At 73.5% G+C, this 13445-nt stretch carries 10 protein-coding genes; 3 read left to right on the top strand and 7 right to left on the bottom strand.

Annotation, left to right across the window (positions count from 1 at the left end):
- Positions 1-48: 48 nt before the first annotated feature.
- On the top strand, positions 49-1398 hold the full coding sequence (locus ABIH81_RS18205; RefSeq protein ID WP_349876092.1) for a hypothetical protein: 1350 nt from the start codon (positions 49-51) through the stop codon (positions 1396-1398).
- 139 nt (positions 1399-1537) lie between these two features.
- Here ABIH81_RS18205 and ABIH81_RS18200 read toward each other — a convergent pair whose 3' ends face one another.
- The 3 genes from ABIH81_RS18200 to ABIH81_RS18190 all read right to left on the bottom strand — a co-directional run bounded on the left by ABIH81_RS18200 (position 1538) and on the right by ABIH81_RS18190 (position 5811).
- The gene (locus tag ABIH81_RS18200; RefSeq protein WP_349881146.1) at positions 1538-3346 is read right to left on the bottom strand and encodes a PucR family transcriptional regulator ligand-binding domain-containing protein; all 1809 of its coding nucleotides are present in this window, start codon (positions 3344-3346) and stop codon (positions 1538-1540) included.
- A gap of 146 nt (positions 3347-3492) precedes the next feature.
- Positions 3493-4944 (bottom strand): argininosuccinate synthase, encoded by a 1452-nt coding sequence (gene argG, locus ABIH81_RS18195; RefSeq protein ID WP_349876091.1) that lies wholly within the window; start codon positions 4942-4944, stop codon positions 3493-3495.
- Between the two features lie 57 nt (positions 4945-5001).
- Positions 5002-5811 carry an RNA methyltransferase gene (locus ABIH81_RS18190; protein ID WP_349876090.1) on the bottom strand — a complete coding sequence of 270 codons (810 nt, stop codon included), beginning with the start codon at positions 5809-5811 and terminating at the stop codon, positions 5002-5004.
- 105 nt (positions 5812-5916) lie between these two features.
- Here ABIH81_RS18190 and ABIH81_RS18185 point away from each other — a divergent pair, with 105 nt between their 5' ends.
- Entirely contained in the window at positions 5917-7749 is a 1833-nt protein-coding gene (locus ABIH81_RS18185) for a thiamine pyrophosphate-requiring protein (RefSeq protein ID WP_349876089.1), read from the top strand.
- Between the two features lie 4 nt (positions 7750-7753).
- Here ABIH81_RS18185 and ABIH81_RS18180 read toward each other — a convergent pair whose 3' ends face one another.
- The gene (locus tag ABIH81_RS18180; RefSeq protein ID WP_349876088.1) at positions 7754-8314 is read right to left on the bottom strand and encodes a dihydrofolate reductase family protein; all 561 of its coding nucleotides are present in this window, start codon (positions 8312-8314) and stop codon (positions 7754-7756) included.
- A gap of 130 nt (positions 8315-8444) precedes the next feature.
- On the opposite strand from ABIH81_RS18180, the gene ABIH81_RS18175 reads away from it, so the two are divergent.
- Positions 8445-9086 carry an AAA family ATPase gene (locus ABIH81_RS18175; RefSeq protein WP_349876087.1) on the top strand — a complete coding sequence of 214 codons (642 nt, stop codon included), beginning with the start codon at positions 8445-8447 and terminating at the stop codon, positions 9084-9086.
- Positions 9087-9100: 14 nt separating this feature from the next.
- On the opposite strand, the gene ABIH81_RS18170 is transcribed toward ABIH81_RS18175, so the two are convergent.
- The 3 genes from ABIH81_RS18170 to ABIH81_RS18160 all read right to left on the bottom strand — a co-directional run bounded on the left by ABIH81_RS18170 (position 9101) and on the right by ABIH81_RS18160 (position 13443).
- A complete protein-coding gene (locus ABIH81_RS18170) occupies positions 9101-11302 on the bottom strand; it encodes a transglycosylase domain-containing protein (RefSeq protein WP_349876086.1) in 2202 nt (733 codons plus the stop codon).
- Between the two features lie 101 nt (positions 11303-11403).
- The gene (locus ABIH81_RS18165; protein ID WP_349876085.1) at positions 11404-12207 is read right to left on the bottom strand and encodes a hypothetical protein; all 804 of its coding nucleotides are present in this window, start codon (positions 12205-12207) and stop codon (positions 11404-11406) included.
- A gap of 129 nt (positions 12208-12336) precedes the next feature.
- Positions 12337-13443 (bottom strand): SPFH domain-containing protein, encoded by a 1107-nt coding sequence (locus ABIH81_RS18160; protein WP_349876084.1) that lies wholly within the window; start codon positions 13441-13443, stop codon positions 12337-12339.
- Positions 13444-13445: the final 2 nt, after the last annotated feature.

Genomic DNA, 13445 nt, shown 5'->3' with positions numbered 1-13445 from the left:
TCCGGCCCAGCCGGACACGGACGGACGAACCAGGGCCTAGTATGGCGTGTGCCCAACGAGCAGCTGCGGCGGATGGACGCCTTCACCTTCCCGTCCTACTCGATCGACTTCGCGACCGGCGAGGTCCTGTTCGACTACGCCCTGACCGGTCCCCGCGGCGAGCAGCGGTTCACCGAGGTGATCACGCTTCCGCTGCCGGCCGAGCCGGTCTCCGACGCCACAGCGGCCACCCTGGCCCGGGTGCTGGAGCTGCTGCACGTGGTCGCCGGCGTCAGCTACTACAAGGCCGCCGCGCCGCGCCGGCTGGTGCTGCCCGCGCCGCTGGGCGCCGCCGCCGTCGAGCTGGTCACCGCCGTCTACACCAAGGGCCTCGCCGAGTACGCGTACCGCAACGAGCTGCCGCACGTGCTGGAACTGCGTCCCGAGGTGCCGTCCGGCACCGTGGACCCGGCCGTGCCGGTGGACAACTCCGACCGCCGTCCGCTGTCGGCGGTGGGCGGTGGCAAGGACTCCATCGTCACCCTGGAGGCGCTGCGCCGCGCCGGCCTCGACCCGGTGCCGTTCTCGGTCAACCCGAACCACGTGATCGTGTCGGTGAACGAGGCGTCGGACCTGGTGCCGCTGGCCGCCCGGCGGCGGCTGGACCCGGTGCTGTTCGAGCTGAACGCCGCCGGCGCGCGCAACGGGCACATCCCGGTCACCGCGATCAACTCGCTGATCGCCGTGGCCACCGCCGTCCTGCACGGCCTCGGGCCGGTGGTGATGTCGAACGAGCGCTCCGCGTCCGACCCGAACCTGATCTGGAACGGCCACGAGATCAACCACCAGTGGTCCAAGGGCGTCGAGGCGGAAGGGCTGCTTCGCGCGGCGCTGGCCGAGCACGCCGGGCTCACCGAGCCGTACTTCTCGCTGCTGCGCTCGCTGTCCGAGCTGCACATCGCCCGCCTGTTCGCCGAGATCCACCGGTACGACGCGGTGGTGACCAGCTGCAACGCGGCGTTCAAGCTGCGGGACGCTAGCGAGCGCTGGTGCCGCGACTGCCCGAAGTGCCGGTTCGTGTTCCTGGCCATGGCGCCGTTCATGCCCCGGGAGCGGCTGACCGGCATCTTCGGTGGTGACCTGCTGGCCGACGAGTCCCAGATCCCCGGCTACCGGGAGCTGCTCGGCATCGACGGGCACAAGCCGTTCGAGTGCGTGGGCGAGGTGGAGGAGTCGGTGGTCGCGCTGAGCCTGCTCGCCCAGCAGGAGCAGTGGCGCGACGCCCCGGTGGTACGCGCCCTGGTGGCGGCGCTGCCCGACACCGCCTGGCAGGCGGCCGCGACCTCCGACGTGTTCACCCCCGCCGGTGAGAACTTCGTCCCCGCCCCCTACGCCAAGACCCTGACCGCCCTGACCTGACCGCCCCCTTCCTCCCGCCCCTCCCCCCGCCCCGCCCTCGCCGCCCCGCCCCGCCGATCATGAACTTGACGGTGCGAATTCGGGCGAATCACCGGCTCAACCTCATGATCAACGCTTGGGCAGGCGTGACGGAGCGGGGTCAGGGGGTGCGGATGGCGTCCAGGGCCAGCAGGGCCACGTGCAGGGACAGGCACCTGTCGACCGAGTCGAGGTCGGCGTCGAGGATCCGGCCGATACGGGCCAGCCGCTCGTAGAACGCCGGCCGGGACAGGTGCGCGGCGGCCGCGCCGGCCGACTTGTTCCGCCCCTGCTCCAGGTACGCCCGCAGGGTGCCGAGCAACTGCTCCCGCGGGTGCTGGGCGTCGTAGGCGAGCAGCGGCCCGAGTTCGCGCTCGACGAACGTCTGCAACCGGGGCTCGTCGCGCAGCAGGTGCAGCAGCCCGGCCAGCCCGACGTGCGGCAGCCGGTAGCAGGGCAGATCCCGGGGATCCCGCCGGGCCGCCTCGGCGACCTGCCGCGCCTCGATCAGTGACCGGCGTGCCTCGCGCAGGCTGCCCACGCCGGACCCGGCCGCCACCACGATCGCCGCCCGGGGCGGGACGTCGACCGGTCGTGCGCTCCCCGACGCCACGGCCCGTCCGGCGGGACGGTCAGGCGACTCCGACGGGCGGGACGCCGGAGGGCGCGCGGGGGCGGCGTCGAGGCGTACCCGACGCAACGCCGCGGCGAACGCGGACAGTGCCTTCTCCTCGGCGGCCGGGTCGGGAAGCGCCAGCAGCGCGCCCACGGCCTGGTCGTCGAGCGGGCTGGTCAGCGCGGTGAGCTTGGCGTCCCGGACGGCCTGGCTGACCGCCTCGGCGAGATCGCGCAGGCGGGCCGGGCCGGCTTCCGGACCCTCGGCGTCGCCGTCACGGCGCCCGCCGCGCCGGGCGGGGGCGGGCTCGTCGTCGGGGGCGCCCGCCTCACCGGCGGGCTCGTCGGCGCGGTGGCGGACCACGACGCCGACCAGGTGCCGGCGGTCCAGGACGACGCCGAGCGCCTTGGCGCGCAGCGCCACCTCGTCCACCGGGCGGGTGTGGTCGATCAGCGCGGTCAGCAGCGTGCGGTGGATCTGCCGTTCCAGGCCCTCGGCGTCACGGCGGATCAGCCGGCCCAGGGCCAGCGTGGAGGCGGCCCGTTCGATCAGGATGGTCAGCCGGGTCGGCGGGGTGGACTCGGTCGCCGGCCAGCGCAGCAGCAGCCGTCCCCAGTCCTGTCCCCGCGCGCCCACCGTGGTGACGAGCCAGCCGCTGTCCGGGTCGTACGCGGTGCGCCCAGGCGGGCGGATCTGCCGCGAGTGCCGTTCCCAGCCGTCCAGCAGCAGTTGGGCGTTCTCCCCCGCCGGGTCGTACGCGAGCACCTGCCGGGACAGGTTCTCCAGCACCATCGGGCAGCCGGCCAGCTCGGCGGCCTGCCGCAGCACCTCCGCCGGTTCGGCGCCCTCCACCGACAGTTCGGTGAACCGCTGGTGGATCTCCTCGGTGGCGCGCAGCTCGGTGAGCTGGGCGTCCACGATCAGCGCGTGCACCGCCTCGGTGATCCGGACGAACGGGGTGCCCCGGCGCAGCTCGATCAGGGGCAGGCCGCGTCGTTCCGCGGCGGCGGCCATCACGCGTGGTACTCCGCTGACGTAGCGGCGGCCCAGCTCGACCACCAGGCCGGAGACGCCGACGTCGGCCAGGGCGCCGATGAACTCGCGGAGCCCGGCGTCGTCACCCGGCAGGCCGATCCCGGTGGTGAGGACCAGTTCCCCGCCGCCGAGCAGGGTGGCGATGTCCGGCACCTCGGCGATGTGCACCCAGCGCACCGACCGGTCCAGTCCGGCGTTCCCGGCGACCAGGCGCGGCGCGCCGTGGCGCACGGGCACCAGGTCCAGCACCTCACGCACGGTAGGGAACACGGGCGACACGCTACCCTGCGTCACCACCGTTACCGAAAGCCACACCGCCCGCCGGCCCGCCGGGAGGCGGGACCGGCGGGCGGTCAGGCGAAACGAGCCGCGGACCGCTGCCCGGAAGGCCAGCGGTCCGCGTACGTCCACGCGGGGAACGGCGGTCAGTCGACGCCGAACTCCATCGCGGCCCGGTCGAGCGCCTCGTCCTCGGCGGTGGGAACGCCCCGGGACGCGATGGCCTCCGCGCCGCCCTGCGGCATGGCGCCGATCAGCCCGGTCGAGGCCGCCTGGGCGGCGCCGACGACCCGCTGCGGGGTGCCGCCGCCGACCATGCCGACGGAGGCGTACTGCTCCAGCTTGGCCCGCGAGTCGGCGATGTCGAGGTTGCGCATGGTGAGCTGGCCGATCCGGTCGGCCGGGCCGAACGCCGAGTCCTGGGTGCGCTCCATCGACAGCTTGTCCGGGTGGTAGCTGAACGCCGGCCCGGTGGTGTCCAGGATCGAGTAGTCCTCGCCCCGGCGCAGCCGCAGCGTCACCTCGCCGGTGACCGCCGTGCCGACCCAGCGCTGCAACGACTCGCGCAGCATCAGCGCCTGCGGGTCCAGCCAGCGGCCCTCGTACATGAGGCGGCCGAGGCGGCGGCCCTCGTTGTGGTAGTTCGCGAGCGTGTCCTCGTTGTGGATGGCGTTGACCAGCCGCTCGTAGGCGGCGTGCAGCAGCGCCATGCCGGGGGCCTCGTAGATGCCCCGGCTCTTGGCCTCGATGATCCGGTTCTCGATCTGGTCGGACATGCCCAGGCCGTGCCGGCCGCCGATGGCGTTGGCCTCCAGCACCAGGTCGACGGCGCTGCCGAACTCCTTGCCGTTGATCGTCACCGGGCGGCCCTGGTCGAAGCCGATGGTGACGTCCTCGGCAGGGATCTCCACGGACGGATCCCAGAACTTGACGCCCATGATCGGCTCGACCGTCTCGATGCCGGTGTCCAGGTGTTCGAGCGTCTTGGCCTCGTGGGTGGCGCCCCAGATGTTGGCGTCGGTGGAGTACGCCTTCTCGGTGCTGTCCCGGTAGGGCAGGCCGCGCTCCAGCAGCCACTCCGACATCTCGGTGCGCCCGCCCAGCTCGGTGACGAAGTCGGTGTCCAGCCACGGCTTGTAGATCCGCAGCTGCGGGTTGGCCAGCAGGCCGTACCGGTAGAACCGCTCGATGTCGTTGCCCTTGAACGTCGAGCCGTCGCCCCAGATCTGCACGTCGTCGGCGATCATCGCCCGGACCAGCAGCGTGCCGGTCACGGCCCGGCCCAGCGGCGTGGTGTTGAAGTAGGCCCGCCCGCCGGAGCGGATGTGGAAGGCGCCGCAGGTCAGCGCCGCCAGCCCCTCCTCGACCAGTGCGGCGCGGCAGTCGACGAGCCGGGCGACCTCGGCGCCGTAGCTGAGCGCGCGGCCGGGCACCGAGGCGATGTCGGGCTCGTCGTACTGGCCGATGTCAGCGGTGTAGGCGCAGGGGACGGCGCCCTTGTCGCGCATCCACGCGACGGCTACCGAGGTGTCGAGGCCGCCGGAGAAGGCGATGCCGACACGTTCGCCGATGGGCAGGGAGGTGAGAACCTTGGACACAAGGAAGATTATGCACGGCGTCGCATGGTCATGCAAGCCGGTCGGGGGAGCCGGTCGTCAGAGCGCGTCCTCGCGCCCCAGCTCCCAGAACGCCACCGCCGCGGCTGCGGCCACGTTCAGCGAGTCCACGCCGCGCCGCATCGGGATCACCACCCGCACGTCGCTGGCCGCCTGCGCCGACGCGGTCAGTCCCGGCCCCTCGGCACCCAGCAGCAACGCCGCCCGCTCACGCTGCGCCGGGGTCAGCCGCTGCATCGGTACGGCATCAGGCGCGGGCGTCATCGCGAGCACCGTGAACCCGGCCGCCCGGACCTGGTCCAGCCCCTCGGGCCAGCGGTCGAGCTTGGCGTACGGCACCGCGAACACCTCCCCCATGCTGACCCGTACGCTGCGCCGGTAGAGCGGGTCGGCGCAGGTCGGCGACAGCAGCACCGCGTCGACGCCGAGCGCGGCGGCGCCCCGGAAGATCGCGCCCAGGTTGGTGTGGTTGTTGACGTCCTCTAGGATCACCACCCGCCGGGCGGCGGCCAGCACCTCGCCGGCCGAGCGCAGCGGCTTGCGGTGGAACGACGCGAGCACGCCCCGGTGCACGTGGAATCCGGTGGCGCGCTGGAGCACGTCCGGCGTGGCCGCGTACACCGGCGCGTCACCGGTGTCCAGGTCGGCGAGCTGGTCGACCCGCTTGGCGTCGACCAGGTACGACCGGGCCGGGTAGCCGGCCCGCAGCGCCCGCCGCAGCACCAGCTCCCCCTCGGCGATGAACAGCCCGTGCGGCGGTTCCCAGCGGGTGCGCAGCTCCACGTCGGTGAGCGCGCGGTAGTCGGCGATCCGGTCGTCGTCGGGGTCGGTGATCTCGTGGACGGGCACCCGACGATTCTGCCCGGCCCGCCCGGCCGCTCCGGCGCGGGCCGGGTTTCCGTCGTCCCGCCCGGGGAACGGAGCCGGAAGGCCGACGGCGACGGAGGGAACACGATGGGCGCGGATCACGACGGCAACCTCCCCCGCGACGCCACCGTCGCCGACTTCCTGGTGGCCCGGCTCGCCGAGTGGGGCGTGCACCGCTACTACGGCTACCCGGGCGACGGGATCAACGGCATGACCTCGGCGTTGCAGCGGGCCGACGGGCGGGCCCGGTTCATCCAGGTCCGGCACGAGGAGACGGCCGGTTTCGCGGCCGGCGCGCACGTCAAGTACGGCGGCGGCCCGCTCGGCTGCGTGGTGGTGACCAGCGGTCCGGGCGCGATCCACGCCCTCAACGGCCTGTACGACGCGAAGCTCGACCACCAGCCGGTGGTGGCGCTGCTCGGGCACACCGCGCTGCCCGCCGAGGGCGGCGGCTACTACCAGGAGGTGGACCTGCTCGCGCTCTACAAGGACGTGGCGTCGGCCTTCCTGGCCCAGCTCGACGACCCGTCGCAGGCCCGGCACCTGGTCGACCGCGCCTGCCGCACGGCGCTGGCCCGGCGTACCGTGACCGCCCTGGTCCTGCCCTCCGACGTGCAGGACCTGCCGGCGGTGCCGCACCCGCCGCACGCCCACGGCTACTACCACACCAGCGCGGTGCCGAGCAGCGAGCCGACCGCGCCGCCGGAGGCCGACGTGCGCCGCGCCGCCGAGGTGCTGCGCGGCGGTGAGCGGGTGGCGATGCTGGTCGGGCAGGGCGCGCTGGGCGCCGAGGACGAGGTACGCCGGATCGCCGACCGGCTCGGCGCCGGGGTCGCCACCGCGCTGCTCGGCTTCACCGCCGTCGACCACCGGCAGCCCTGGGTGACGGGCGCGATCGGCCTGCTCGGCAGCCGCCCGAGCTGGCAGCTCATGCGCGAGTGCGACCGGCTGCTGATCGTCGGCAGCCAGATGCCGTACTCGGAGTTCTACCCGCCGGAGGGCCAGGCCCGGGCGGTGCAGATCGACATCGACGGCACCCGGATGGGGTTGCGCTACCCGACCGAGGTGAACCTGACCGGCGACGCCGGGCCGACGCTGCGCGCCCTGCTCAAGGAGCTGGGCCCGGGGCCGGGCCCGACCGCCTGGCGGGCCACCATCGCCGACGCCAACGGCAGGTGGCGGGCCTCGCAACGCGAGGTCGCCGCCCAGCCCGCCGACCCGGTCAACCCGCAGTCGCTGTTCGCCACGCTCGACGACGCGCTGCCAGACGACGCCGTGCTCGCCGTGGACTGCGGTACCGCCACCGCCTGGTATGCCCGGCACGTCCGGGTCCGCCCCGGCATGCTGGCCAGCCTCTCCGGCACCCTGCTGTCCATGGGCGGCGGGATGCCGTACGCGCTGGCGGCGAAGTTCGCCCACCCGGACCGGCCGGTGATCGCGCTGCTCGGCGACGGGGCGATGCAGATGAACGGCGTCAACGAGCTGATCACGGTGGCGAAGTACTGGCGGGAGTGGTCCGACCCCCGGTTCGTGGTGCTGGTGCTCAACAACCGGGAGCTCGCGTTCGTCAGCTGGGAACAGCGGTCCGGCGAGGGCACGCCGATGTTCCCGGACAGCCAGGACCTGCCGGACGTGGCGTACCACAGGTGGGCGGAGGTGCTGGGCCTCGGCGGTGAGCTGGTCGACTCCCCCGACCGGGTGGACGGCCTGTGGCAGCGGGTGCTCGACGCGGACCGCCCGGTGGTGGTCAACGCGGTGGTGGACCCGGCCGAGCTGATGCTGCCGCCGCACTTCACCGTCGAGCAGGCCCGCAAGACCGCCGCCGCGGTGCTGCGCGGGGACAGCGACCGGGCCGGCATCGTGCGGCGGGGCGTACCGGCGGCGCTCGCCACGTACCGGCCCCGCCGCCGGGGCCGCTGAGGCGTCAGGCCCGCGCGTAGCGCAGCAGCACCGACCGCCCGTCGAAGGTGCGCGTCTCGACCAGCCGCTGGTTCTGGCGGGCCAGGCCGGGCAGCACCTGCCGCCCGCCGCCGAGCACCACCGGGTGCACGATCACCTCGTAGGTGTCGACGAGCCCGAGCGCGGCCAGCGCCGTCGCCGCGCCGGTGCCGCCGGTGACCAGCAGGTCGCCGGGGAACCGCTCGCGAACCTCCGCGAACTCCTTCGCCAGGTCGCCGCCGCCGACCACCACGGCGCCGTGGGAAGCCTCGGCGAGCGTGCGGGACACCACGACCTTCGGGGTACGCCGCCAGATCGGCGCGAACGCCAGGTCGTGCGGGTGGTCGGAGATCGACTCGGCCTGCGGCCAGTAGGAGGACATCATCTCCCACACCCGCCGCCCGTAGACGAAGGCGGCGGCCCGCTCCGACAACCCGATCGAGTACGCGGACAGCTCCTCCCCCATCTCCGGCCAGTCGAACTCGCCGTTCGGCCCCTCGATGAAACCGTCGACCGACGTGTGCACCCCGTAGACGACCTTGCCCATGACGTGTTCCTCCGCGTCGCACGGCGCCCTCGGAACGGGCGCGCTCGCCGGTGGGTCGGAGCCGGCCGCGCGGATCCGACAGCCCGGCGTCGTCGATCTCCGGCTTGCCCGGGGCGGCTAGCCTCCGGGCGTGGCCCGTCCCGTGATGATCGCGCTGATCGGGGTCGACGGCTCCGGGAAGACGACCCAGGCCAAGGCACTGGCGGCACGGCTGCGCGAGCAAGGTGTCCGGGCCCGGTACTTCGAGAACGCCGGTGGGCGGCCGCTGTGGAACCAGCTGGCCCGGGCGCTCGGCCGCGCCGACGGGGTGGCGCTGTTCGGCCGTACCCTCTATCCGGCGCTGGAGGCGACGGTGCGCGCGGCGGCGATGGCCCGGACCGTGGCGGTGGCCCGCCTGACCGGACGGGTGGCGGTGCTGGACCGGTGGACCTGGTGCCAGGACGTGATCATGGCGGCCCGGGGCGACCGGGGACGGCGCGTGGTGCGCGCCGCGTACGCCGTCTTCCCGCGCCCGACCGTGGTGTGCTTCCTGGCCACCTCGCCCGAGGTGGCGCGGCGGCGGGTGGCCGCGCGGGGCCTCGACACCGAGGAGCCGGCGCACCTGCGGGCGCTGGACGGCGCGTACCGGGCGCTGCCGGAGTTCGGCTCGTTCGTCACGCTCGACGGCGACGGCACCCCGGACGAGGTGGCCGCCGCCCTCGACGCGGTCGTGGGCGCGGTCGTTGCCGCAGCGCGTGTTAAGAAGGGGCCCTTTCTCTACCGGAGGCGTTAAGAAGGGGCCCTTCCTTACCCGCGTTCGCGCAGCCAGCGCAGCACGTCGGAGGGCAGCTCACTCTCCTGGCGCTGCTCGCGGCGGTCCGGCTCGGTCCGGCGGGGCGGCTGCGGGCGCTGCGGGTCGCCGGCCAGCGCCCGGCTCGGCGCGGTGAAGTCGGCCACCGGCTTGCCGGTGAGCGCCGTCTTGATGGTCCGGGCCACCGCGTCGATCACCTTCGCCTGCACGGCGGAGCCGACCAGGTCGGTGACGTCGTCCGGGTTGGCGGCGATGCCGGCCACCGCGACCTGCGGGGTGTACCCGACGAACGTCTCGGTGGCGTTGCGCTCCGAGCTGCCGGTCTTGCCGGCCACCGGGCGGCCGACGATCCGGTCGACGGCGGTGGCGGTGCCGCCGTTGCACTGGCCGAACGCGGACTGCTGGCCGACCGGGCACCGGGCGGCGTCGGTGGCGGCGCGGGCCACGTCCGGTTCGAGCACCCGCTTGCAGGACGGCTGCGCCACGTCGACGGCGCCGCCGTCGGGCGTGGTCACCGAGACCACCGGCAGCGGCGTGCAGTACGTGCCCTCGGCGGCGACCGTCGCGTACGCGTTCGCCAGGTCCAGCGGAGTGGTGGCGGCCACGCCGAGGGTGAACGCGCCCCAGTTCGCGGCGTCGTCGCGGGCGAACGCGGCGTCGGAGTCGGCGCGGAAGGTGATGCCGAGGCGCTGGGCCATCTCCACCACCTTGTCCTCGCCGACCTGCTCGGCCAGCCAGACGAAGTACGTGTTCACGGACCGGCCGAAGCCGTCCCACATCATCCGGTAGCCGTCCATCCACTGCGGGTTGGCGTTCGCCGGGCACCACGTGCCGTCGCAGTTGCCCTCGTCGTCCGAGGCGTACCGGGTGGGCAGCCTGCTGGGGGCGTCGAAGCCGGTGGACAGCGGCTTGCCGGCCTCCAGCGCGGCCAGCATGGTGAACATCTTGAACGTCGAGCCGGCCTGGTAGCCGTCGACGCTGGCGCCGCCGGAGATCAGCGGGTTGACCGTGTTCGGGTGGTTGGCCTGCCCGTCCGGGTTGTCGTCGAGGCTGTAGTGCCGGTTCACCGCCATGGCGAGGACCCGGCCGGTGCCGGGCTCGACCGCCGCGATCGGCAGCGCCCGCTTGTTGCCGTACCCGTAGACCTTCGTGGCCTGCTCCTGCGCGGTCTCCTGGATCTTCGCATCGAGCGTGGTGACGACGCGGTAGCCGCCTCGGCGCAGCGCCTGCTCCCGCTCCTCAGGAGTGCTGCCGAAGGCCGGCTGGGTGAGCCACCAGCGGCGCAGGTAGTCGCAGAAGAAGCCCCAGTCGTCGTGGCCCTGGGCGGTGGCGGTGCAGCCGTTGGGCTGGGCGGTCGGGCGCAGCGTCAGCGCCTCGGCCTTCGCCGCCGCGGCCTGCTGGGCGGTGATCGCGCCGGTCTCGGCCATCGCGTCGAGCACGTACCCCCGGCGCGCGAGCGCCTGGTCCTTGTCGCCGTCGATCGGGCTGTACGCGTCGGGCGACTGGACCAGGCCGGCGAGCAGCGACGCCTCGCCCAGCGTCAGGTCGGCCGGGGCCTTGCCGAAGTAGCGCTGGCTCGCGGCGGCGACGCCGTACGCGCCGGAGCCGAAGTACGCGATGTTGAGGTAGCGGTTGAGGATCTCGTCCTTGGACAGCGACTGCTCCAGCGCGTTGGCGTACCGGATCTCCTGGAGCTTGCGCCCGACTGTCTGCTCGGTGGCGGCCTGCCGCTCCTCCGGGGTGCGGTTCGGGTCGGTCTTGAGCACGTTGCGGACGTACTGCATGGTCAGCGTGGAGCCGCCCTGCTCGGTGCCGCCGCCCTTGACGTTCGCCACCAGCGCGCGGGCGATGCCGCGCAGGTCCGCGCCGCCGTGCGAGTAGAACCGCCGGTCCTCGGCCGCGATGATCGCCTGCCGCATCACCGGGGCGATCTCGTCCAGCGACACGTCGGTGCGGTTCACGTCGTAGAACGTGGTGATCAGCGTCTTGCCGTCGTTGGCGTAGAGGTAGGAGCGCTGCGGCTGCACCGGGGTGCGCAGCGCGTCGGGCAGGTCCGCGTACGCGCCGAGCGCCGCCCGGGCGGCGAACCCGCCGAGCAGGCCGCCGGGAAGCGCGGCGAGCGCGAGGACGAGCCCGGCGAGCAGGCCGGCCAGCAGCACGGTGAACAGCCGCGACAGCGGCGACCTGGGAGACGGCATGGACGCAAGGATTGCCACGAAAGCCGCCTACCGGCCACCTCGCCAGGCAACTGTCAGTTACCTCACGGCAACCGTTCAGCTCGCGGCCCCGGACGAACCGGTCATCCGGCGCCGAGCGGGCCCTTCGGTGACGCGGGCGGCGCCGGTGCGGCGGCGACGCTGGCGGCGGCCGCGTCCCGGGCGATCGTCTCGGGCACCAGGCGACCGCTGCGGTAGCCGATGCCGATGCCGGCGATCAGCACGAAGATCGCGCCGAACGTCTGGAGCGAGCCGATCAGCGCGCCACCCAGGCCGAGCAGCGGGGCGGCGATCATCAGCATCGTCCCGTCGCCGTAGGAGAACATCCCGGACCGGGCGACCGACCAGCCGGTGAGGAACCAGCCCACGCTGTAGAGGGTGGCGCCGAACAGCACGATGCCGCGCGCGGTCACGCCGAACACCGGCGTCTGCTCGGCCAGCCCGGCGAACGGCAGCATCAGCACCATCCCGCCGATGCTGCACAGCAGCCCGGCCAGCGCGACGCGGCGGCAGCGGGTGGCGACGAGCAGCCCGGTGAGCGCGAGCAGGGCGAGCAGCCCGAGCCACACCGCCGCGACCCAGCCGACCAGGTAGAGCGGCCGCCCGTCGGCCGGGTACGGGTCGTTGCCCACACCGCCGTCGCTGGCCGTCGCCACCAGGCCGTAGAGCACCGCGTACGCCGGCAGCAGCCAGACCGCCGCGCGGGCGAACCGGCGGATCGACCAGGCCCAGGTCGCGTCGGTGGCCGGCGCCCCCGGGCCGGGCTCGGAGACGAACGGCAGGACCCCGAAACCCCCTCCGGTACGCCGGGAGCCGATCGGCCCGGCGGGGTCGTGCGCGCCGGGCACCGGGGTACGGGAGAACAGCTGGTTCGCCGGATCCTTCATGCCTCACCTCGTTCGCGCCACGGGCGGCCCGGGACGCGCAACGGCGCTCCGGCCCTGCTCACCACCCGTCCTCAAGACCGATGGTGGCAGCCGCCGGAGCGCCGTATGAGGGATTCTCGGATTTGCCGGTCAGCCCCGCTCGCGCTGGTCCGCCGGGTCGTTCACCAGGCTGGCCGGGTCCACCGGCTCCGGTGCCGGGAGGCCCTTCGGCGCGTTGCCGCCGGTGGCCTGCGCCTCGGCCACGCGTACCTCGTCGTGGATCTCCTGGGCCGCGATGGCCGCGGCCTCAGCGGCCTCGGCGGCCTCCCGCTCGACCTCGCCGGCGCTCTTGGCGGCCTCCGGCGACGGCTGGTCGCCGACCATGTTGGCCAGCCCGCCCAGCGCGCCACCCATGCCCTCCAGGGCCTTGGTCAGCTCGGTCGGGACGATCCAAACCTTGTTCGCCGTGCCGTTGGCGATCTGCGGCAGCGCCTGGAGGTACTGGTAGGCCAGCACCTTCTGGCTCGGGTTGGCGGTGTGGATCGCGTCGAAGACGGTACGGATCGCCTTGGCCTGGCCCTCCGCCTGGAGGATCCGGGCCTGCCGGTCACCGTCGGCGCGCAGCACCGCGGCCTGCTTCTCACCCTCGGCGGTGAGGATCTGCGACTGCTTGTGCCCCTCGGCGTTGAGGATCGCGGCACGGCGGTCCCGCTCGGCGCGCATCTGCTTCTCCATCGAGTCGCGGATGCTCGGCGGCGGCTCGATCGCCTTGATCTCGACCCGGGTCACCTTGATGCCCCAGCGGCCGGTGGTCTCGTCCAGCACGCCGGACAGGTGCCGGTTGATCTCCTCGCGGCTGGTCAGCGCGCGCTCCAGGTCGAGCGAGCCGATCACGTTACGCAGCGTAGTGACGGTGAGCTGCTCGATGGCCTGGAGGAAGTTGGAGATCTCGTAGGTGGCGCGGACCGAGTCGACCACCTTGAAGTAGAGGACCGTGTCGATCGAGACGACCAGGTTGTCGGAGGTGATCACCGGCTGGGGCGGGAAGCTGACCACCTGCTCGCGCATGTCGACCTTGGTGCGCACCGCGTCGACGAACGGCACCAGCAGGTTGAGGCCCGGGTTCAGCGTGCGCTTGTACTTACCGAGCCGCTCCACCACGTCCTGGCGCTGCTGCGGCACGATCCGTACCGCCTTGAACAGCGTCACCACACCGATCAACGCCACCGCGATCATCAGGATCGCCAGAAACTCCATAC

This window comes from Micromonospora sp. HUAS YX12, from assembly GCF_040215685.1.
Classification (GTDB): domain Bacteria; phylum Actinomycetota; class Actinomycetes; order Mycobacteriales; family Micromonosporaceae; genus Micromonospora; species Micromonospora tulbaghiae.
The sequence above is the reverse complement of the archived record's forward strand: the minus strand, read 5'-3'. Positions and strand labels throughout refer to the sequence as shown.